Source organism: Pseudoalteromonas sp. S327 (assembly GCF_005886415.1).
GTDB classification, from domain to species: domain Bacteria; phylum Pseudomonadota; class Gammaproteobacteria; order Enterobacterales; family Alteromonadaceae; genus Pseudoalteromonas; species Pseudoalteromonas atlantica.
On the sequence record NZ_PNDP01000041.1, the window covers coordinates 13,180 to 35,920 of the forward strand.

Here is a 22,741-nt window from a genome sequence, read left to right on the forward strand (position 1 = left end):
ACCCGTGTTGAGCAATTTACCGGTCATATTTTTAATGGGCCCAACCGCAGCTGGTAAAACAGCGTTGGCAATTTCACTGTGTGAGCACTTAAATACAGAAATAATCAGCGTTGATTCAGCGTTAGTGTATAAAGGTATGGACATAGGTACAGCAAAGCCCGATGCAGAAGAGCTTGCTCGTGCTCCGCATCATTTAATTGATTTACTCGATCCGAGCGAAACCTATTCGGTCGCCGATTTTAGACGTGATGCGATAAAAAAAATTGATGAATTCCATCAACAAGGTAAAGTACCAATATTAGTGGGTGGCACCATGATGTACTTTAAATCTTTAATTGATGGATTATCGCCACTGCCTGAAGCCTGCCCAGTAGTTAGGGCTGAGCTTGAAGCGCAAGCAAAACAATTTGGCTGGCCACATTTACATCAAGAGCTGGCTAAAGTAGATCCGCAAGCGGCCGACAAAATAAGTGAAAATGATTCACAAAGAATAAATCGAGCTTTGGAAGTTTACCGTATTAGTGGTAAAACAATGACTGAATTGCAAAAGCAAAAGCAGCCAACGTTACCTTATACTTTTCATCAATTTGCGATTGCGCCTGATGATCGCAGTGAATTACATCAGCGAATTGAAAAAAGGTTTAAAATAATGATAGAACAGGGGTTTGAAAAAGAAGTTTCGACCCTATATCTACGTAAGGATTTACACCCCAATATGCCTTCTATTCGTTGTGTAGGTTATAGACAAATGTGGGATTATCTTGCGGGTGAAGTAGACCATGATGAGATGGTTTTTCGCGGCATTGCTGCAACGCGTCAACTGGCAAAACGTCAGCTAACGTGGTTACGGAGTTGGCCTGATGTTACTTGGTTAACAACAGACGATGAAGAAAACTTGCATCGCGTAGTAAGTTCGCTAAGCTAGTAGTAGTTGCGAATTATTTAATTAAATAAGTTCAGCTACTTAAATTATAATAACACCTAGAACGAAGGAACAATAACATGGCAAAAGGCCAATCGTTACAAGACCCATTTTTGAATGCACTACGTCGTGAGCGCATTCCAGTATCAATCTTTTTGGTAAATGGCATAAAATTACAAGGTAAAATTCAGTCATTTGACCAATTTGTTATTTTACTTGAAAACACTGTAAACCAAATGGTGTATAAACACGCAATTTCAACAGTTGTACCTGCTCGTGCAGTCAACTTCCAAGGTGTTCAAGGGAGCGATGACACTGAAGAGCAAGAACCAGGAAATATTTAATTAGGAGCGTAATGCTTGTTTGACCGCTATGAATCCGGCGAACAGGCAGTCTTAGTTCATATCGACTTACCTAAAGATGGCGATCGTGAAGATCTTCATGAATTAGAGTTGTTGGTATCTTCTGCTGGTGTTAGTAGTTTGGCGGTTGTGCAAGGCAGCCGCCAAGCACCACATCCGAAACTATTCGTCGGTACCGGTAAAGCAGAAGAAATAGCTGAGATTGTCAAAATCCACAATGCAGATGTTGTCATCTTTAATCATCAATTAAGTCCGTCTCAAGAACGTAATTTAGAGCGCGTTTGCCAATGTCGTGTACTTGATAGAACAACACTTATTCTTGATATTTTTGCCCAAAGAGCCCGTACCCACGAAGGTAAGCTACAAGTAGAGCTTGCTCAGCTTAGGCATATGTCTACTCGATTAATCCGAGGGTGGACTCACCTTGAGCGCCAAAAAGGGGGAATAGGTTTACGAGGCCCAGGCGAAACACAGCTTGAAACCGATAGACGTTTATTGCGCGCGCGCATTAAAAATATTCGTGCCCGATTAGCCAAAGTGGCTGTACAACGTGAGCAGGGTAGACGTGCGCGTACGCGTAACGAAATTCCTACTGTGTCGCTTGTAGGGTATACCAATGCGGGTAAATCAACCCTGTTTAACCGTATAACAGACTCAGATGTATACGCAGCGGATCAGCTTTTTGCCACGCTTGACCCAACACTACGTAAACTTGATATAGGTGATGTTGGTTCGGTTATTTTGGCCGATACAGTGGGATTTATTCGCCACTTACCGCATGACTTAGTGGCAGCCTTTAAAGCAACATTAACAGAAACGCGTGAAGCCGACCTACAATTACATGTAATTGATGTGGCAGACCCGCGCAGACGCGAAAACATAGAGGAAGTACAGTCGGTTTTAAAAGAGATTGAAGCTGATGAAGTACCGCAATTATTAGTTTATAACAAAATTGATGCGCTTGATGATGTAAGCCCACGAATTGATCGGGATGACCAAGGGCAGCCTATAAGAGTATGGTTATCTGCACAAACCGGCGAAGGGTGTGAGCTACTTAGTGAGGCAATAAGTGACCTGCTGGCTAAGAAAATGCTTAGTGGTACGTTATTACTTGCCCCTCAATATGGCCGCTTAAGAGCGTCTTTATTTAGCTTAAGTGCAGTCCATGAAGAGCGCTTTGATGAACATGGTAACTGGTTGTTGGATGTACGTTTACCTATGGTTGAATGGAACCGATTAATTAAAGAGTTTGGTCCTGAAATTGAAGGTTTTATCAATCGCGATTAAAAATTGGCACATAAATGTCGGTTTTTGTATGAGAAACGCGGTAGATTTGATAGATTTAACACAATTTCCTAATTTATTTAGATAACAATGGAGTATAGCTATGGCCTGGAATGAACCGGGTAATAATGGCAATGACAAAGATCCGTGGAACAATAAAGGCGGACGTGATCAAGGCCCACCTGATTTAGACGAGGTGTTCCGTAAGTTTAGCAACAAGTTAGGCGGCATATTTGGCGGTAAAAAATCCGGCAATAATAGTGGCGGTGGACTTGGCGGAGCCGGTATTTCATTTATCCTCATTATCGCCGCAATTGTGTGGGCGTTAAGTGGTATTTATACGGTTAAAGAAGCCGAACGTGGTGTGGTACTGCAATTTGGTAAGTATGACCGTATTGCAGAGCCAGGCTTACGCTGGAAAATGACCTTTATTGAAACGGTTATCCCGGTAGATATTGAAGCTGTGCGTTCATTATCTGCATCAGGGTTTATGCTAACGGAAGATGAAAACGTAGTAAGCGTTGAGTTTGAAGTGCAATACCGTGTTATTGACCCGTACCTTTACAAGTTTAGCGTAACTAATGCAGATAACAGCTTAGAAGAAGCGCTTGATAGCGCGTTACGTTACGTTGTTGGCCATGCAAAAATGGACCAAGTACTGACTAATGGCCGTGAAGTTGTTCGTCAAAATACGTGGGATGAGCTTAATAAAATCATCGAACCGTATAACTTAGGTTTAATTGTGACCGATGTGAACTTTAAAGATTCACGTCCACCAACTGAAGTAAAAGATGCATTTGATGACGCTATTGCCGCACAAGAAGATGAAGAGCGTTTCATCCGTGAAGCAGAAGCGTATGCACGTGAAATTGAACCGCGCGCGCGTGGTCAAGTAACACGTATGACGCAAGAAGCAGAAGGTTATCAAGAACGCATTACACTTGAAGCACAAGGTGAAGTGGCTCGTTTTGAAAAGCTATTACCTGAGTATCAAGCAGCTAAAGAAGTAACGCGCGAACGTTTATACATTGATGCTATGGAAGAGGTGCTTAGCAGCAGTTCTAAAGTCATTGTTGATGTTAAAGGCGGTAACAACATGATGTACTTACCACTTGATAAAATTATGGAAAAGCAAGGTACTGCAACACGTGTAGCTTTACCAAGCTCAAGTGATATTCAAGATTTACGCAATAAAGTAAATACATCACGAAATAGCACTGTGAATAGCGGTAATGACCGTTTTAACAGTGATCGCTTTAACAATAACGGGAGATAAGCGTAATGAAAAACTTTAGTTTAGTCATACTATTAGCTGCCATTGTTATGTCTTTCTCTGCGGTATTTGTAGTACCTGAAGGGCAAAAAGCGATTGTGCTGCTATTTAGCAAAGTTGAAAAAGACAGTGAAGACAAAGCCGTTGTATACAGCCCAGGCCTTCACTTAAAAGTACCATTTTTTAGCCAAGTACGTCGTATTGATGCACGTATTCAAACGCTAGATGGCACGCCAGACCGCTTTGTAACAAGCGAGAAAAAAGACTTAATTGTTGATTCGTTTGTTAAATGGCGCGTAAACGACTTTAGCGCATTTTACCTTCGTGCTCGTGGTGATAAGCAATATGCTGAAACACTACTAAAGCAAAAAGTTAATAATGGTCTGCGTACTAACTTTGGTACGCGTACTATTCGCGAGATTGTATCGGGTGAGCGTAGTGAGCTAATGGAAGAGGCGTTAGTACAAGCTTCTGAAAGTGCGCGCGAGTTAGGTATTGAAGTACTTGACGTGCGTGTTAAGCAAATTAACTTACCACAAGAAGTGAGTAGCTCTATTTACCAACGTATGCGCGCTGAGCGTACTGCTGTTGCAAAAGAGCACCGCTCGGAAGGTCAAGAAAAAGCAGAAACTATTCGTGCAAATGTTGACCGCCGTGTAACGGTAATGCTTGCTGATGCAGAGCGTAATGCGCGCTCAGTTCGTGGTCAAGGTGATGCAGAAGCTGCCGCTATTTATGCTAAAGCATACAACAAAGATCCAGAGTTCTTTGGTTTTGTTCGTTCTTTAGAGGCGTATAAAAAGACCTTTAAAGATAAACAAGATGTTATGGTACTTTCACCAGATAGTGACTTCTTTAAATATATGAAAGGCGCTGCAGCGCAATAAGCGATGCCTTAATCATTTAAAAAGTTATAAAGCCCCGCCTATGCGGGGCTTTTTGTTAAGCATAATTTAAAACTTTAAATTACTGTTATATATGTGGTTATTTAAAAAGTGTGATGGCCTAAAAAATACGCGCAGAAAAAATAAGCTGAACAGGGGTGATCTTTACTTCCGTTTTCTGGTAAAATCTCGTCCTAATTTTCTCGAAGTGAATTTACAATGGGTAAAAACGTTGTTGTATTAGGCACCCAATGGGGTGACGAAGGTAAGGGTAAGGTTGTTGATCTCCTTACAGACAAAGCATCTTTAGTAGTTCGATACCAAGGTGGCCACAATGCGGGTCATACTTTAGTTATTGACGGTGAAAAGACAGTTCTACACCTTATTCCATCGGGTGTATTACGTGACAATGTTAAATGTGTGATTGGTAATGGTGTGGTTTTATCACCAGAAGCGCTAATGAAAGAAATTGGCATGTTAGAAGAGCGTGGCGTACCTGTACGTGAGCGTCTTTTAATTAGTGAAGCATGTCCGTTAATTCTGCCTTTCCATGTTGCATTAGATGTAGCTCGCGAAACTGCTCGCGGCGACAAGCCAATTGGTACAACTGGCCGTGGTATCGGTCCTGCGTACGAAGATAAAGTAGCCCGTCGCGGTTTACGCGTAGGTGACTTATTCAATCCAGAATTATTCGCAGCTAAACTAAAAGAAGTACTTGAATACCATAACTTCACTTTAGTTAACTACTACAAAGTAGATGCTGTTGATTTCCAAAAAACGTTTGATGATGCAATGGCTGTTGCAGACATCTTAAAAGCAATGGTTGTTGATGTAACTGAGCTTTTAGATCAAACACGTTTAGCGGGCGAACACATTTTATTTGAAGGTGCGCAAGGTACATTACTTGATATCGATCACGGTACTTACCCTTATGTAACCTCTTCAAACACCACTGCTGGTGGCGTTGCGACTGGTGCTGGTTTTGGTCCATTAAACCTTGACTACGTGTTAGGTATTATTAAAGCGTACACTACACGTGTTGGTTCTGGTCCTTTCCCTACAGAGCTTTACGATGGGCTTGAAAAACAAGACCCAGTGGGTAAGCACTTAGGTGATAAAGGTCATGAGTTTGGCGCGACCACAGGTCGTTTACGCCGTACTGGTTGGTTAGATGCTGTGGCAATGCGCCGCGCAGTTCAAATCAATAGCATCTCTGGTTTTTGTTTAACTAAGTTAGATGTTTTAGATGGTTTAGAAACGCTTAAAATCTGTACTGGTTACCAGCTTGAAGATGGCACAGTGACTAATGTAACGCCATTAGCTGCTGAGGGTTACGAGAAAGTAACACCAGTATATGAAGAGATGCCAGGTTGGTCTGAAAACACAGTTGGTGTAACTAGCCTTGAAGGCTTACCAAAAGCTGCGATTGACTACATCAAGCGTATCGAAGAAATCACAGGTGTACCTGTTGATATTATTTCTACCGGCCCAGATCGTGTAGAAACAATGGTACTTCGCAACCCGTTTGCTTAATCACCATTAGTTTAAAAAAAAGCTGCTTTTTGCAGCTTTTTTTATGCCTAAAATTCACCTTGGAACGATCTTTGTATATTATTTGATAAGTTTTATTTTATACGTGGTAAACATGCGCCTATCTACCTGTAACACTTTTCTAGCGTCTTTGCTCACTCCGTTACTTTTATCTATAAGTAGCAATGTGTTAGCTGAAGAAACGCCCGCTGCGGTGCCGCTTTATACCGAACCGGAGCTGATTGCACTAATAAATAAAAATACACATTTGCAGCGTGTAAAGGCAGATGATTGCCAATTAGTACAAGATATAGAGGCAAGGGCCAATAAAATGGCGCTGCCATCTTACCAATTTTTATATGGCGATATGCTGGCATATAACGTGTGTGTTGAACGCAATGTGGAATTAGGTGTGTACTACATGCGTAAAGCGGCTGAACAAGGCTTAGCGGCTGCATTAGAGCAGCTTGGACGTTATTACGACACGGGTCGCTTAGTGCAGCAAGATAAAGCTATGGCCATTACCTACTTACGAGAGGCCTCAGCGCAAGGGAACTTAAAAGCACAGCTAAGGCTGGTTAAGCTTTTTAATGCAGGCTACGGAAGCCCACGTGACTTTGAAGATGCGTATCGCTGGTTATTCAATGCCATGGTGGCAGATAAAGCAACCCATAAAAAAATTGAGCGTGCGCTTAGCTTACTCGCTAAAAAAATGCCCGATAGTGTTGTTGCCCGCGCGAGATTACCCATGTAAGTGTCGATAATGCACGCTATTTTTATAAAATAAAAAAGCCCTAATATTTAATTAGGGCTTTTTTGCAATAACTAAAAAGAGGTTAGCTCTCTTCTTTATTTTTTGTTTTAGCGGGGTCTTTTAACACCGACATTTTTGGCGGCTGAAGTGCAAAGATACGCTCGCCCTCCTGCGGTGGCTTTTCCATATTACTGGTAAATGGGCGAAGCTTTACTGGCGTATCGTCGTCGTTGTCTTTATCACCTTTTAAAATAAACAACGGGATCGCTTCAGGGTTCATCTCTTGGTATTTTTCCCAATCAAATTCTTCTGAAATACGCGTCGCACTCACTTTACCGCCTTTAGCAATAATACTGCTTAGGCGAGCGTAAGAGCCATCTTCACCAAACAAAATTTGTCTAGATAGGAATGTTGCACTGTCTTTATTCGCTTTAGCATGCGAGGTAGATGAGCGCAGTGAAAATACATTTTTTTCATTCAACAAGTGAGAAAAATATTGTACACCAAGCGCATTATGGTGGCGGTTTGGTGAAAGTGCTAATACCGTTCTTATTGTTGTGAGCGGCAAGTAACGCTCAGCATGCTCTGATTGTGGGTTACCATAATAACAGGCAAGGCCGTCCATACGAGCCATTTTACAGTTCTCCCATGCGGGGTCTGATAGATGAACAGGAATGCTTTGCTCTTGTAAGCCTTTACCTATAGCGCGAGATACATGGTTTGCACCAATAATCAGTATGGTATTTGGAGAAGGTTGGCGCACGCCCAATAACTTAGCAACAGGGATAGCAGTTAAGCTTTGCAATACCACAGTGATGATAATAACGGTAAATATTAACGGCACCATTTTTTCTGCATCAGCTACGCCAGCTTCCATCATACTTAGCGCAAATACCGAGCCAACAGCAGCTGCAACAATACCTCTAGGGGCTATCCACGATAGCACCAAGCGCGATTTCATTGGCAAGTCAGTACCAAAAGTAGATATGGCAATACACAATGGGCGCGCTATAAATAACACCACTGCAAGGAATATAAATACGTCGCTGTCTAACATCATCAAGTCAGAAAGCTGTAGCCGCGCAGCAAGTAAAATAAACAGTGATGATATTAAAATCATCGATAAGTCTTCTTTAAACTCAAGTACAGAATCGATTTCTAAATCATTTTGATTTGCAAGCCAAATACCAAATACGGTAACAGCCAATAGTCCCGATTCGTGACTTAAGTGATTAGATACCGAAAAGCTAATAAGCACCAAGGCAAGTATACCAAATTTATGTAACTCGAACGGTAGCCATTCACGGCGCATAAGCTGTGTGGTGATCCACCCCGCAACAACACCGATAGAAAGCCCTACGCCGACTGTTTTAACAAGTGCAATAATAGTGTGGCTAAGCACTTCTCCTTGGCCTACCAGCATGACTGCTTCAAATACAAGCACAGCAAAAAGAGCACCGATTGGGTCAATTACAATGCCTTCCCATCGTAATATACGGTCAATATCTTGTGTTGGGCGCATCGAATTAAGTAAAGGGGCGATTACCGTAGGCCCTGTTACTACTAGCACAGCGCCTAATACTGCAGCCACCCGCCAGTTAAGCTCAAGTAACCAATAGGCACTTAAGCTTATTACCACACAGGTGGTGATCATGCCGATAGAGCACAGGTTGCGTACGACCTTACTTATGCCTTTTAATTCTCTAAAGTGCAAAGTAAGGGAGCCTTCAAATAAAATGACAGCCACGCTCAGTGACACAACAGGAAATAATAAATCACCCAGTAAAGCATCAGGGTCTAATACACCACTAAACGGCCCTAGCAATAAACCGGTAAGCAATAAGAACAAAATAGCGGGTACTTTAAACGCCCACGCTACCCATTGGGCAAGCACCGAACACAGTGCGATACCGGCTATATAAATTGCTGACATAAATTAAGAATTCCTTATTTATCACAATGTGAAAAGTATAACTTTTGTTAAATATTAATACAGGGGTATACACGTGAAATGTTTAATTTGCTAATAAAATTTTAGCGTTTAATACAAAAATTGTAGGTTAAACTTATTGATTTATTTATAAAAATTGAATTAAAACTCAAAAATAAATATAACCCCTTGATTTTAAATGATTAACCGCTTAGAAGTGAGGCGTAGCTCTACATTAGAGTGATTTTTAGCCTTGATCTTACACCTTGAAATAGCGTATTATATTTAGAGTTCAAACAATTAGTCATCTAAATATAATTTTGCAAAATAACGGTATGCATTAATACTAGCGTCATATTTGCCCTGTAATAATAGATTTGTAAGCTATTTTTACCATTAATTAGTAGCTATTGTATTATTGAATATCTTGGTATGGTTTTTTCAAACAAGTTTATTTAAGCAATTAAGTAAATAAATGTTTGAGTTGAACTATTACTTTCAATGTTTAGCTCCCATCGTGGCGGCTAAATCTCGGTCCTTAAGTCATCACCCTATCTGTTGGTGTATCTGACTTTAGAGGCTCTATGTATGTTGTTAACAAAAAGGCCGCACACATCTTTTTACAGCGATACATAAACAACACTTTTTATTTTTATATTTAATAGACCTCCATTTATTTTGGTTGGTGCTGTTTCATGTCTTTACAAATCTAAAAGCAATTTTAGGTCGTGTATTTGCGTGCGTCTAAAAAGTGTATAAACAAACAACCTATTCGAAATTGCGTATTTTATACGCAATTACCTAGTTTTAGTTCACACTATGTGAATGCAGATAAAATGGAAAGTTGAGATTTTATGCAAAAGTTAAATTGGCGTCGTATTGTTTTAAAAGTAGGTAGTGCATTAATTGCTCCAGATCAAGATGGGTGCCGTTCACGCTACTTATTAACCATTGCGCAATTTATTGTTCGCTGTCGTGCTCGTGGTATTGAAGTTATTTTAGTATCTTCAGGCTCAGTAGCTGCAGGCTCACACTTATTCCCATCTGACATTCCACGTTCAGTTGTGATGAAAAAAGCGATGGCAGCGGCAGGTCAAACTGAAATGATGGCCATGTGGGATCGCTTTTTCGATTTTCCTTCAGCGCAATTATTATTAACCCATGGTGATTTGCGTGACCGTGAGCGCTATGAAAGTATTCGCGAAACTATTTTTACTTTGTTAGAGCATGGTGTACTGCCTATCATTAACGAAAATGATGCTGTAACAACGGATGACTTAAAAGTAGGTGACAACGATAACTTATCAGCCATGGTAGCGGCGGCCGCTGATGCCGATGCATTAATGATTTTTTCTGATGTAGATGGGCTGTATGATAAAAACCCAAATTTGCACGACGATGCAGTTTTACTGCCTGAAATAAAATCAATTGATGAGTCTATTTATGCTATGGCAGGATGTGCTACAAGCTCTGTAGGAACCGGTGGCATGAAAACCAAAATTGAAGCTGCCGAAAAAGCAACGTCTCACGGTATTGCTACTTATATTATTAATGGCTTTAAAGAAGAAACCTTTAATAGATTATTGGCAGGTGACAACCCTGGTAGTGTTTTCCTTCCTTATGAAAAACCAATGCAAGAAGCTGTGCACTGGATGACGCATACAGCCAATGAGCAAGGTGAAGTAGTTGTAGATGGCTCGTTTGATGAGTCTCTTGAAGGTGAAAACGGTTGCATACGTGGCGACGAAATAATGGAAGTTCATGGTGAGTTTGCCATTGGCGATACCATTTTAGTTAGAAGCGAGGATGGCACACGTTTAGCAAAAGCCACCGCAAATTATAGTAGTTGCTTGTTAAGCTTTATTGCAGATAACGAGCAAAGTGAATTTAGCGAAAAAATGCAGGATTCTATTGGTCCTGTTATTTCAGAAAAAGATATCGCATTATTGGAGAAGTCATGAGTTTGATTACGGATATTTCACGCCAGGCAGCAAAAGCTGCAAACACACTTGCTTTACTCGATACCGAGACCAAAAACCAAGTGTTAACCGAAATGGCGGCAGCATTACGCGCAGAAAAAGCATTTATAATTAAAGAAAACGAAAGTGATTTAAGCGCAGCACGGGATAATAACTTAGCCGCTTCGATGATCGACCGCCTAACGCTTAACGAAGAGCGCATTGAAGCAATGGCAGAGGGTATTGAAGTTATTGTAAGTTTAGATGATCCAGTCGGTCAGCTACGCGACATTACAGAGCGCCCAAATGGCATTAAAATACGTAAAATGCGTGTGCCATTAGGCGTTGTATGTATGATTTACGAAGCGCGTCCTAATGTAACTGCGGATGCAGGCGCATTGTGTTTTAAATCGGGTAATGGTGTTATTTTACGTGGCGGTAAAGAAGCCCTTAAAAGCTCGCAAGCCATTGCGAGTGTAATGCACGGTGTACTTGAAAAACATAACTTACCTAAAGCGCTGATCTCAGTTATTCCTGATCCAGACCGTGCGTTGCTTATGGAGCTAATGCAGCAACGCGAAAGTATTGATTTAATCATCCCACGAGGTGGCGAAGGCTTAATTAACTTTGTTACAGAAAACAGTACTATTCCTGTTATTCAGCACTTTAAAGGGGTGTGTCATTTATACGTAGATAAAGATGCCGACTTAGAGGTTGCACTTAATTTACTATTAAATGGTAAAACACAGCGCACAGGCGTATGTAATGCGCTTGAAGGGCTAGTGGTTCACCAAGACGTTGCTGATGAATTTTTAAATTTATGTGCCGTTGTATTGCGCCAAGAAGGTGTGAAAATTAATGCAGATGAGCAAGCCGCAAAATACTTCGATAATGCTACAGTACTTGCTGATAATGAATTTGGTGAAGAATACTTAGATTTAGAAATTGCTATTCGTGTAGTACCAAGCTTTAGTGCTGCTGTGGAGCATATTGCTCAATTTGGTTCAAACCACACTGAGGTTATTTGTACTAAAAACGATACTGCGGCTGAGCTTTTCCAACGCAGTGTTGATGCATCGGTAGTAATGGTAAATGCATCATCGCGTTTCTCAGATGGCTCGCAATTAGGGTTAGGTGCTGAAATTGGTATAGCTACAACTAAGCTACATGCTTATGGTCCTATGGGGCTTGAGTCACTTACAACTGAAAAGTATTTAGTTAATGGCGAAGGCCAAGTACGTAAGTAACGTACTTCATATATAAAAAAACGCCGATTGTTTAATCGGCGTTTTTTTATGCGTTTTGCAAAGTATGGTTTAGTTTTTCTAACCAGCTTTCTAATGGCTCAGGCCGGTGCAGATGGTACCCTTGTAGGATAACTTCAGGGTACTCTTGTAATAAGTCAAAGTGCGATTGATTCTCGACTCCTTCCGCTACCACTTCTAATTGAAACAACCTGCCAAGGCTGACAATCATATCAATAATTAATTTATCGTTGTTATCAGTGGGGGCTTCAAGCACAAATGAGCGATCTATTTTTAGCTCATGAATAGGTAACTGTTTTAAGTAGGTTAAACTTGAGTAGCCCGTGCCAAAGTCATCTATTGATACACGTACGCCCAGCTTTTTAAGGTAGTGTACGGCTTCAATGGCCGCTTCCATGTGATTAAGTAACGTCCCCTCTATTATCTCTATTGTGAGTTGCTGAGGATTAATATCAACACTTTTAATTTGTTGGCTTATAAAGTTTAAAAATCGCGGTTCATGAAAATGGCGACCGCTTATATTTACCGAAATATTCAAACTTGGGTGGCTGTATTTAAGCTTGGTAAGTAAATTAAGTGCATTAGTCGTAACCCAGCAGTCTAATTCAAAAATAACATCAGATTCTTCAGCTATTGATATAAATTCACATGGGCTTATAAAGCCTTTTTGAGGGTGATCCCAGCGCAGCAGTATTTCTGCGCCTTTTAACGTTTGCTTACTATCAAATTGCGACTGCAAAAATATGGATAGCTCATTTTGAGGAATGGCTTTTCTTAAGTCTTGTTCAATTTCAAAGCGTCGTTTAGCTTGCTCGCCAAATGTAGTATCAAAAAATGTAACTCTGTTTCCGCCTTTTTCTTTGGCTTTATAGCAGGCTGCTTCACAATTTCTGATTGTCTCAATAGCACTTTCCCATACATCGTCTCGCGGGAAAATATAAGTGCCTATACTAATTGTTAAGCTAACCTCTTGCCCATCAACGTCAAAAGGGCGGTTGACTGCGTTTAAAAGCTCTTGCGCTTTGTTTTCGGCGATTGATTGCGCACGTGTACGCCCAATTCCTTTATCTACGCTACATAAGGCGGCAAATTCATCACTGCCTAAGCGTGCGATAATATCTTTTTTATCTACATTGGCATGAATACGCTGAGCAAGCTCCTTTAAAATATTATCACCTGCTAAAAGCCCTAAGCCATCATTAATAGAGTGGAAGCTATCAATGTCGATAATATAAATATAGGCATATGTTTTATCGCTACTGCAATCTTGTAGTTGTTGTTCTAATTGCTTTAAAAAACCGTTACGGTTTGGCAGCTTAGTAAGCTCATCATGCCAAGTTAGGTAATCTATGCGCTCTTGCGTTACTTTTACGCTTGAAATATCACTAAAAACGCCAATGTAGTGAATGTTGGTATCTTGCTCGCTTTTTACCATGCTAAGTGTTAATAGCTCAGGGTATAGCTCGCCATTTTTTCTTCGTGTTACAAGTTCACCGCTCCAGTAGCCCGCTTCGTTAGCGTGCTTCCATACCTCATCAAAGCTAATACTTGGGTGGTTATTTTGTTTGATCTCTTTTAAATCCATTTCCAACGATTCGGCTTCGCAATAGCCGGTAATTCTACAAAATGATGGATTAACAGCGATAATCTTGCCATCGCTATTAGTAATTACAACACCATCGGCGGTACTGGTAAGTGCCTGGTAAAATAACTTTTGCTTAGATGACAGCTGCTTTAGCTCTTCCTCGCGTTGGCTTAACTCTTTTGCAAGGGCTTCTATTTCGAGTAATTTGTCGTGTAAGTCAAAGTTTTTTTCGATAAGTCTGTCTAGCATGCCTTGTGCAGTAATGTGCGTACGTATGCGCGCTCTAACCAAAGCTAACTTGTAAGGTTTATGGATATAATCAATGGCACCCATTGCAAAGCCTTTCTCTTCAGACTCTACTTCAGTAAGTGCGGTGACAAAAATGATGGGAATGCCTTTGGTATTTTGCTTTGCTTTTAATCTTTTACATACTTCATAGCCATCCATGCCTGGCATCATAATATCGAGTAAAATTAAATCTGGGCGTGTGGATTCAACAAATACAAGCGCTTGTTCACCACTTGTTGAAATGCGTACATCGTAGTCTGCAAGTAGGCCCTCAACTAATACATGTAGGTTGCTAGGTTCATCATCAACAATGAGTATCAAAGGCTTTCGCGGTTGAGTTACTGCAGGTTGATTGTTGCCAGCGAGAAAGGTTGAATGCACACTAAATCCTTATTCTTTAATTACCCCTTAAAGTTAGTTTATAGTTGCCATAATTGTCTAGTTTTTATAGTTATTTCTGTATTTATCAATAAGTTTAATCACTAAAGCGTAGTTAAAGTTATCTATTGCCTCTTTTAGCTTGAATAATGGATGGGAATGATCGAATTTTTGAAGCGCAATTTCTCTAACTAATTTACTAGGAATAGGACGGGCAGATAACGCTAAAGAATAGATTTCATCAATTAATGTATCTGGATTTTGCCCAGAGCTTATAGCTTCTGGCTGATGATTATAGGAGTTTGTTACCAGTAGCTGTCTGACTGCATAAAGTGCTAAGGTCAATTGTTCATTAAAAACACTAAGATCGGTGCATGCGTTACTGCTCAGTTCTAACTCTGCTTTTTTAGCGCTTTGCTCTAGTAGCTCTAACCCTAGGGTGCCGGCTAAGCCTTTTAAGTTATGCATCGCTCTAGCTAATGTTTTATGCTCATTATTTTTCAAGTGCTTTACAGCTACCTCCATAAAGTGGCTGTAATCGGTATTAAACTTAGTGAATATTGAATTAATGAGTTCATTATTATCTTCAAGATTAGACCGTGCTACATCGAGGTTTAATGTACATAACGTATGGGTTTTTGTTAGATGCTTTTCTATGCTGTCACAAAGTAGACCAAATAATAACGGCTTGACTAAATAATCATCCATGCCTGCTCGAATGGCGGCTTTTTTATCATTAGAAAACACAGCTGCAGTTACAGCAACAATAGGCGTTGTATAACCCCTTTGACGCAGTATACGTGTCGCTTCTAGGCCATCCATCACTGGCATTTGAATATCCATAAAAATAATATCAATTGTGTTTTCTTCTACTTTAATGAGTGCTTCCTCGCCATTACTTGCAGAGAGAACAGTCATATTCATTTTAGTTAACAGTGCTTCAAGAATCTCTTGGTTTACAGGGTTATCATCTACTGCAAGTGCGGTGTAACCGGTAAACTGTGGGTAAGACTCTCCTTCTTTAAGCTGTGTTGAGTCGGGTAATAATAAACGCATTAACTGAGAATCAGTGTGAGTATTACCTATTGTTATAATATCAATATGATCGCTATCGGGGACTGCCTGCGGATGCTCTTGATCGCTAATGAGTAAAATAAGCAGTAGTTTGTGTTTATTTTTTTGTTTTTGTAAGTACAGTTGCTGCAAAATAAAATTATCTTTTAGTTCTTTGTGTGACAACGTCATGATCACAATATTAAAAGGGTTACTCGGTTGAGACATTTTTGCAATTGCACGTAGCGGCTCTTGGGTAATTTCTGCAGTAATATCAGCGCTACTTAATAACTTAGTGAGTGATTTTATTTGCTTAGTATCGGGAGTAATTAGTAAGGCATGCTTTTTAAGCGCTTCTTTACTCGTCATTTTAAACGGTAGTGTAAAATAAAACTCACTCCCGACGTGGGGTGTGCTGCGTACTTGTATTTCGCCGCCTAGTAACTTGGTTAGTTGCTTACAAATAGTTAAACCTAATCCGGTGCCGCCATATTTACGTGTTGTACTGGAGTCGCCTTGGTAGAACGAGTCAAAAATGGATTCTGTTTGCTCTGGCGTCATGCCTATGCCAGTGTCTTTAATACCAAAGCGTAACTGTATTTGCTGCTCATTTTGTGTTGTGGCTTCAATTGTTACGGTTACTTCACCGCGATCTGTAAATTTAATGGCATTACCTACACAGTTATTAATAACTTGGCTCAAGTGCAGTGGATCGCCTATCAGCTCTAGCCCTGCATCAACATGCAATACAAAATTAAGGCGCAACCCTTTTTGTTTCGCATTTACCGAAAATAAATTTTTTACATTAGAAACCACGGTATGCAAAGTAAAAGGGATTGATTCAAGCTTTACTTTATCAGACTCAAGCTTTGAAAAGTCGAGTACGTTATTAAGTATTTGCAGTAAGTTTTGAGCACTTGAAAACGCTTTATCTGCATAGTGTTTTTGTTTTGCTGGAAGAGCGCTGCTTTGTAATAGCTGCAGCATACCTAAAATACCGTTCATTGGAGTGCGAAGCTCATGACTCATATTAGCTACAAAGTCACCTTTCGCTTGGTTGGCATTTTTTGCTTGAGTGATGGCAAGTGTAAGCTCTTTGTTCATTAATTCCATTTTAGAATTAAGCGCTTGGGTTTCTGCTAGTAGCTCTTTTGTTTGTTTGTTTTTTAAATACAGCGCATTAGCCGCGGTAATAACCGAGTTAATTTCATTTTGATGATGCTCATCACTATTTAGTGTTACTTGCTTTTCATTACTCATATCATTTAACAGCTTAGTTAATTTCGCAATGGGCTTAATGACAGAGTTAAATATAAAAAAGGTAATTACTATTATGATAACAGTGATCAGCGCGGCAAAAAGGTTGGCCATTTCGGTACTTTTTAATACATGGTCTCTTAGCTGCTGCTCGGTCTGGGTGAGCTTTTGCTTCTCTACATCCCTAATTTTTTCGGCTAGGTAAAGCAGCTCGTTTTCTATTCCTGTTAAAACTACATTTATCGAAAACGTGTAGCTACGGGTTAAAATAACTAATTGGCTATACGCTTGCTCAAGCTCGTCAGTATTATTAAGTAGGCTAACATTAGCGGTTTCAATACTCGCCAGTAGGGTATTTAAGTGTGCTAGGTTATCTTGCACATTTTGTGCTTCATCATAATTTGGCTTGTGTAAATAATTGGTTGTTGCTTGTTCTATATTGCTAATAGTTAAAAGGGTATTCACTATTTTATTTTGCTTGCTGGTTAGCGTGTTTTTTTTAAGCTCATTAAGTTGTGCTTTTAGCGCTTCAATAGGTTGTTTGAACTGTGTAATGTACAGCTGCTCTCGTTTAGTTCTGTTAACGACTACGCGATTAAATGTATCTTGGTAATTATTTAAGTACTCGTTAAGGCGTTTTATATTGTTTTGATAGTTTTCATCATACTCATTTAAATGTGTACTTAGCGTATCTAAATCCATTTTTGCAGCATTTAAGTGCACATTAAACTTTTCAATGGTATTGCTATTAGCATGATCTAGATAAGCAATAGCTTGGCTCTGTAAAGAAATCACATCGTTTTCTAAACGGGTAACGGACTCGCTTTGTAATAAAGCTTTGTGCTGCGCATTTTGCAGCTCAAAAAGTGATTTTTGCGAATAATTGAATAGGTAACTTTGCAAAATTAATAAAGTAATTAATACGCATAGAGCAATTATTATTTTTGATTTTATTGAACGGGTTATCATTATCTGCTTATTAACTCATACCATTTTTGCAAGCTGTAATCGTAAGTCGGCATAACGCTATTCCAAACAGCTACATTGCTTAAGCGTTTTAAATAGCTACCACCATTTCGCTGCTCGCCGGCTTTTACTGCGACTTGTTTTTGGGTGTTTAGTAAGTCAACCGTAGTGGGCTTGCCTAAGTACCAGTAATTCCATTCACTTGGTGAAAGCATTGCTTTTGAGCGCTGTGGATTACTAATGTAATACCCTTGGCGAGCAATAAATGCGCCGGCCCAACCCGAAAGCCACCAGTTCATGTAATCGTATGCGGCATCTTTTTGGTTTTTATTAACCTGTGACGATAAGCACATTACCCCATGCCAGCCACGGTAGCCCTCTTTTGGAGCGGCAAATCGCACGTTAACATTTTGACTATTGAGCGCGGCCACAGCGGGGGAAAACATACTTTCTATGTGCACGCGTTGGCTTTTCATAAATTCAACAGACTCTGGCACCGAGTTCCAATAACCTGCAAAATGCCCTTGGCGTTTATAGTCAATTAAAATACTAAATAAACGGTCAAGCTCGGAGCGAGTAATCGCACCAATATCTTTAAATGTTATTAACCCTTTGCTTTGTGCTGCCAAGGCAAGGTCAAATAAGCCAATTGTGGGCGCATTTACAATACCTACTTTACCCCGGTGGGCATCATCAAGTAACCAGCCCCAACTTTCAGTTTCGTAGGCAATACCAGGCTTAATCTTGGCGGTGTTATAGCCAAAAGAGTCAACATTATGTACATAAGGTAAAAAGCTAATGTAATCGCTTTCGTTTGCGCTAAGTGTGCCGTCCTCTTGTACGTTGAGTAATTTATAAGGGGCGTCGCCTGCACCTAATTTTGCATCGGGGGTGAGCTTCCCTGTTTTGGTAAGAGAATTTATTTCATTAAAGTAGGTTAGTCGTTTTTTTTCTATGGGCTGAATAGACCCCGCCCGCCAAAGCACATTAATACTGTTTGACCATTGCTCGTATAAATCAAATGAGCCAGGGTCCATGGAGGCTTTTTGTAATACGGCAGCACTACCTGCAGGGGAAAATTCTATATTTATGCCTAAATCAAGCATAGCTTGTTTACGAATGGCTTCTTGTAGCGTGACATGTGTTCCTAAGACTCTTAGGGTTACTTTTTTTCGGGCAAAAACATAAGGTACATGAGTAACTACGCCCGCGGTTAAACCGATGACAGCGAGCTTTTTTAATGTGGTGCGTTTAGGGGTATCCATTGTTTAAGCCAAAAGTATCACTGCTACAGATGAGATAATATATAGCCAACAAAGACTAAACAAACAAGGAATGAGCAAATATAAAAGTTATTGTGTAGAAGATAAAAGAATAATAAGACGATGAAAAATAGGAAGTAATAGAAGAGTAGGAAAGTGGTGGAGCTAAGCAGGATCGAACTGCTGACCTCCTGCGTGCAAGGCAGGCGCTCTCCCAGCTGAGCTATAGCCCCACATTCCTAAATTACATAGTTGTAATTACTTGGCTGCTGAGTTCCAAGCGGGGTGAACTTTAAATATTTTTATAAATTTGGTCAAGTATTTTTTAGCAATATTTAACTGTTATCGTTTATTTTTGATAGACTCGAGAAAAATACCTCGCGAAACGACAAAAACAATGAAAAAAAGTATCTGTATACTTGCTTTGCTACTTGCAGGGTGTGCAAGTAATGAAGCGCCTCCTTATGAAATAAATAACAAGCAGTTTTATGAGAACGTGGATGAGCAAGGTAACAAAATATTTGCTTATGTTGTATCGGTAAAGGCTGAGCATCGCAGTAACATAAACTTAAATAACGGCGGGCGAGGCGAAAAAAGACCGAGCCGTTCTGATGTAAAACGTTACATAGAACAAGAACACTTCGAAGACTCTAGTGTGTTAAAACTTAAGCTTGAGGATGAAGCCGTCAGGTTTTTAAACGAAACCCTCAGTGAAAATAACTATTGTGAAAATAAATACGAAATTACACAAGTGCTATGGCGTGACTTAAGTGTGCAGCTAAGAGGGCGTTGTTTGTAGTATGTTGGCCGATAAAGCAAAGCTTGCGCAGTTGTTAGCGCAATTAGGTATAAATTACGATGTAATAGAACACCCTGCGTTACATACCAGTTTAGATGCTGATGCATTTATGGTGGAGCGCCCAGGTACGCGACTTAAAAACTTGTTTTTGCGTGATAACGAGGGCAAAAAGCACTTTTTAGTAATTACCGCACACGACAAACAGCTCGATTTAAAAACCCTATCTAAGCAACAGGGGCTTTCTCGGTTGGGGTTTGCCTCTAGCGAGCGGTTAGCACGTTATTTAAAAGTGGCGTCCGGGTGTGTGTCTATGCTTGCTTTAGCAAACGATAAACAAAGCAATGTTACTTTGTGGCTTGATCAAGATATTTGGTTTAACGAGCTGTTTCATTGTCACCCGTTTGAAAACACTCAAACTTGGCTGCTTTCAAAAAATGATTTAAATACCTTTTTTGAGCATACAGGGCATCAGCCTCGGGTAATGTTTTTACCTTCTCGATAGCCTAAAGTGACTAAGACTAAACCAATAAAACACACACTCAGTAAGCAAAGCATAAATGCAGTTTGCCCTGAGTGTTGATAAACAATACCTGGCAATAACGAGCCCAGCGCCCCACCACTATAATAAAACGATACATACCCGCCATTTGTTACACTTGCAGGCGCTTTGCTAATCTTGTTAACAAGCGGAGCAGCGCTTGAGTGTATAACAAACATAGCAGCACAAAATAACGTAAACGCGATTAAAAACACACTCAGTTGCTGGCTTATAAGTAATACAATGCTTAAGTTATACACGATAAAAACCGCAGCAAGTAAATGCCAAGCTGAAGGCACTTTTTTAGCAAGCCAAGGTGTTGCAATAGATGCTAAAGCACCGATTAAGTAGCCGCTGTACACTAAGCCAATATCGCGTGTGTTTGTAATTAAAAAGGTGTTTTGCAAAATAAACGGTAGGTAATTTAATAAGGCTGCAAAGCAAAAAAACATACAAAAAACGGCGCCATACAATTTTAGTACTGCCGCATCTTTTAGCTGCTTAATATACGTTAACGGCGTAAGTGCTGATTGATTAGATACCACAAAGCCCGTGGGCTTTATACTTATAGCCAGGCCAATAAGCACAATCGAAATAACATAATAAAAACTTTGCCAATGCCATACATCACTAAATAAAGCGGCTAATACTCGGCCAAAGTAGCCCCCAGCTATGGTACTGCCTATGTATAAGGTCATATTTTTTTGTAAGGCATCTGCGCTGTAACGTATACCAATAAAGCTTGTCATCGCGGTAAGCGCGGCAGGTAAGGTTAAGCCTTGTATAAAACGCACCAAAAGTAATAGCTCAAAACTTGGCGCTACTGTAAACAGTATGCAGCTCACTCCTAAAATAAACATAGCAATACGTAAAATAATAAGCGGGTTTTGCTTGGCTAAAAATAGCCCATAAACCAAAGGCGCAATTGCTAAAGGCAGCATGGTTACGCTCATTAAGCTGCCGGCAAGCGCAGGGGGAACGTTAAATTCGCTAGCAAATAAGCTCAACAAAGGCTGAGGTGCGTACAGCACAAAAAATATAAACACCGAGCAAATAAGTAAATGAGCAAAACGCATTGTAGGGCTTAAAACATAAGCTGATAAGTTAGCCAAAGTATATGAAAAATGGCTTATATTTCATAGCTTAAATCATCAACAATTGCGCTAAATCAAAGTGTATATTCAGCCCTTTGCTAGATTAATGCTAATAGCACTGTTATTTGTACTCGTTGGTGATTAAAATAAACCTAATATAAGTTTTTAGTGGAACAAAGCCATGGGTTCATTACAAGACCAATTGCTGCAAGCAGGGTTAACAACATCGCACAAAGCTAAAGTTGCTAAGTCAGAAAAACGTAAGCAACAAAAAAAGCAAAAAAAAGGGGCTACCAGTAATCCAAGCGATCTGCAAAAGCACATACAGCAAACTAAATTAGAGCAGCAAAAAAAGGCTGAAGAACTTAACCAGTCGCGCCAAGAAGAGCTTAAGCAACGTGAGCAAGTTGCTCGTGTTAAGCAAATACTTGAGCACCATAACCAAGACTCTATTCGTGGTGAGCGTACCTTTAATTTTACTTACGATAACAAAGTAAAAGGGATAGATGTAAACGAGAAAACCCAAAAAGCGTTATCGGGTGGTCGTTTAGCTATTTGTGTACTGGAAGGGCAGTTTTACGTACTCGATGATGAGCCGGCGCGTAAAGTCGCAGAAGTTGATGAAAAGTACATTGTTTTTCATGTTGAACCTGAAAACAAACCAAAAGATGAAGACGACCCATATGCAGACTTTGAAGTACCAGATGATTTAGTATGGTAAGTGTCTGTTCAGTATTGTTTGCTAAAGTTAACAACAATGGCTGAAAACGTAGTCATGTTTGTTTGATCGCCTAACGTAAATTGATACGTATGCTTTTTACTAGATTGTTTACTACAATCAATAGACTATTTTCTAACCGTCAAAAAGAAGAGTGAATATAATGAGCAAGATGAAAGCACTAATAGTAGGCGCGGGTATTAGTTTAGCCGCAAGTTTTTCGTTTAACGCCGCCGCTGCTGATGGCGAAGCCCTTTACACCCAAAAAATGTGTCAAACATGTCACGGTGCAGAAGGTAAAGCACCTATTATGGGCGCATACCCTAAAATTAATGGTCAAAACAAAGACTATTTAGTGGCCCAAATGAAAGATATTAAATCGGGCGCGCGTAGCAATGGTATGACTGCCGCAATGAAAGCAATGGTTGCAACGGTAACGGACGAAGAGTTTGAAGCAATTGCTGACTACCTTTCAAAGGTAAAATAAAGCACCGCGTTTAAAAACGTATTATCGTTTTAAATTAAAGCGCAGCGTAAACAGCCACACAATTGTGTGGCTGTTTTGTTTGTGTTTGCTATAAAATTAATACTGCTTTAGACTTCTAAACATCTATTCGTACTTGTGTTGTTGTACGTATTTT

Annotated in this window: 18 protein-coding genes and 1 tRNA gene; 13 read left to right on the forward strand and 6 right to left on the reverse strand. The window is 40.0% G+C overall.

Going from position 1 to position 22,741, the window contains the following annotated elements:
* Window positions 1–7 precede the first annotated feature (7 nt).
* The 7 genes from miaA (at window position 8) to CWB60_RS13340 (ending at window position 7,009) form a co-directional block, all read left to right on the forward strand.
* Complete coding sequence (gene miaA / locus CWB60_RS13310) at window positions 8–925, forward strand: tRNA (adenosine(37)-N6)-dimethylallyltransferase MiaA (protein ID WP_029772607.1); 918 nt, start codon at window positions 8–10, stop codon at window positions 923–925.
* A 77-nt stretch (window positions 926–1,002) separates the two neighbouring features.
* Window positions 1,003–1,266, forward strand: coding sequence for an RNA chaperone Hfq (gene hfq, locus CWB60_RS13315; RefSeq protein WP_004587665.1), 264 nt, complete (start codon window positions 1,003–1,005; stop codon window positions 1,264–1,266).
* 15 nt (window positions 1,267–1,281) lie between these two features.
* Complete coding sequence (gene hflX, locus CWB60_RS13320) at window positions 1,282–2,571, forward strand: ribosome rescue GTPase HflX (protein WP_024031472.1); 1,290 nt, start codon at window positions 1,282–1,284, stop codon at window positions 2,569–2,571.
* A 100-nt stretch (window positions 2,572–2,671) separates the two neighbouring features.
* Window positions 2,672–3,844, forward strand: a complete 1,173-nt coding sequence (gene hflK / locus CWB60_RS13325; protein ID WP_004587663.1) for an FtsH protease activity modulator HflK — start codon at window positions 2,672–2,674, stop codon at window positions 3,842–3,844.
* A 5-nt stretch (window positions 3,845–3,849) separates the two neighbouring features.
* A complete protein-coding gene (gene hflC, locus CWB60_RS13330; RefSeq protein ID WP_004587662.1) occupies window positions 3,850–4,728 on the forward strand; it encodes a protease modulator HflC in 879 nt (292 codons plus the stop codon).
* Window positions 4,729–4,944: 216 nt separating this feature from the next.
* A complete protein-coding gene (locus CWB60_RS13335; RefSeq protein ID WP_004587661.1) occupies window positions 4,945–6,258 on the forward strand; it encodes an adenylosuccinate synthase in 1,314 nt (437 codons plus the stop codon).
* Window positions 6,259–6,370: 112 nt separating this feature from the next.
* Window positions 6,371–7,009, forward strand: a complete 639-nt coding sequence (locus CWB60_RS13340; protein WP_029772606.1) for a tetratricopeptide repeat protein — start codon at window positions 6,371–6,373, stop codon at window positions 7,007–7,009.
* Between the two features lie 82 nt (window positions 7,010–7,091).
* Here the strand turns inward: CWB60_RS13340 and CWB60_RS13345 are convergent, their stop codons facing one another.
* A complete protein-coding gene (locus tag CWB60_RS13345) occupies window positions 7,092–8,942 on the reverse strand; it encodes a cation:proton antiporter (RefSeq protein WP_029772605.1) in 1,851 nt (616 codons plus the stop codon).
* Between the two features lie 851 nt (window positions 8,943–9,793).
* Here CWB60_RS13345 and proB point away from each other — a divergent pair.
* Entirely contained in the window at window positions 9,794–10,900 is a 1,107-nt protein-coding gene (gene proB, locus CWB60_RS13350; protein ID WP_004587658.1) for a glutamate 5-kinase, read from the forward strand.
* On the forward strand, window positions 10,897–12,144 hold the full coding sequence (locus CWB60_RS13355; protein ID WP_004587657.1) for a glutamate-5-semialdehyde dehydrogenase: 1,248 nt from the start codon (window positions 10,897–10,899) through the stop codon (window positions 12,142–12,144). Before proB ends, CWB60_RS13355 begins: the two co-directional genes overlap by 4 nt.
* A gap of 46 nt (window positions 12,145–12,190) precedes the next feature.
* On the opposite strand, the gene CWB60_RS13360 is transcribed toward CWB60_RS13355, so the two are convergent.
* From CWB60_RS13360 to CWB60_RS13375, 4 genes are all read right to left on the reverse strand, one after another.
* Window positions 12,191–14,416 carry a two-component system response regulator gene (locus tag CWB60_RS13360; protein WP_138579732.1) on the reverse strand — a complete coding sequence of 742 codons (2,226 nt, stop codon included), beginning with the start codon at window positions 14,414–14,416 and terminating at the stop codon, window positions 12,191–12,193.
* A 57-nt stretch (window positions 14,417–14,473) separates the two neighbouring features.
* Window positions 14,474–17,692 carry an ATP-binding protein gene (locus CWB60_RS13365; RefSeq protein WP_138579731.1) on the reverse strand — a complete coding sequence of 1,073 codons (3,219 nt, stop codon included), beginning with the start codon at window positions 17,690–17,692 and terminating at the stop codon, window positions 14,474–14,476.
* Window positions 17,692–18,954, reverse strand: coding sequence for an ABC transporter substrate-binding protein (locus tag CWB60_RS13370; protein ID WP_138579730.1), 1,263 nt, complete (start codon window positions 18,952–18,954; stop codon window positions 17,692–17,694). Before CWB60_RS13370 ends, CWB60_RS13365 begins: the two co-directional genes overlap by 1 nt.
* Before the next feature lie 154 nt (window positions 18,955–19,108).
* Window positions 19,109–19,184 (reverse strand) — tRNA-Ala (locus CWB60_RS13375).
* Between the two features lie 164 nt (window positions 19,185–19,348).
* On the opposite strand from CWB60_RS13375, the gene CWB60_RS13380 reads away from it, so the two are divergent.
* Both CWB60_RS13380 and CWB60_RS13385 read left to right on the forward strand, forming a co-directional pair.
* Window positions 19,349–19,750: a putative periplasmic lipoprotein gene (locus CWB60_RS13380; RefSeq protein WP_138579729.1), complete on the forward strand. Its 402-nt coding sequence runs from the start codon at window positions 19,349–19,351 to the stop codon at window positions 19,748–19,750.
* A gap of 1 nt (window position 19,751) precedes the next feature.
* On the forward strand, window positions 19,752–20,252 hold the full coding sequence (locus tag CWB60_RS13385; protein ID WP_138579728.1) for a prolyl-tRNA synthetase associated domain-containing protein: 501 nt from the start codon (window positions 19,752–19,754) through the stop codon (window positions 20,250–20,252).
* Here the strand turns inward: CWB60_RS13385 and CWB60_RS13390 are convergent.
* Window positions 20,219–21,364: an MFS transporter gene (locus tag CWB60_RS13390; protein ID WP_029772600.1), complete on the reverse strand. Its 1,146-nt coding sequence runs from the start codon at window positions 21,362–21,364 to the stop codon at window positions 20,219–20,221. The two genes, CWB60_RS13385 and CWB60_RS13390, sit on opposite strands and share 34 nt — an antisense overlap.
* Window positions 21,365–21,563: 199 nt before the next feature.
* Here CWB60_RS13390 and CWB60_RS13395 point away from each other — a divergent pair, with 199 nt between their 5' ends.
* A complete protein-coding gene (locus tag CWB60_RS13395; RefSeq protein ID WP_004587650.1) occupies window positions 21,564–22,103 on the forward strand; it encodes a DUF2058 domain-containing protein in 540 nt (179 codons plus the stop codon).
* Between the two features lie 160 nt (window positions 22,104–22,263).
* Window positions 22,264–22,587, forward strand: coding sequence for a c-type cytochrome (locus CWB60_RS13400; protein WP_004587649.1), 324 nt, complete (start codon window positions 22,264–22,266; stop codon window positions 22,585–22,587).
* Window positions 22,588–22,741 lie beyond the last annotated feature (154 nt).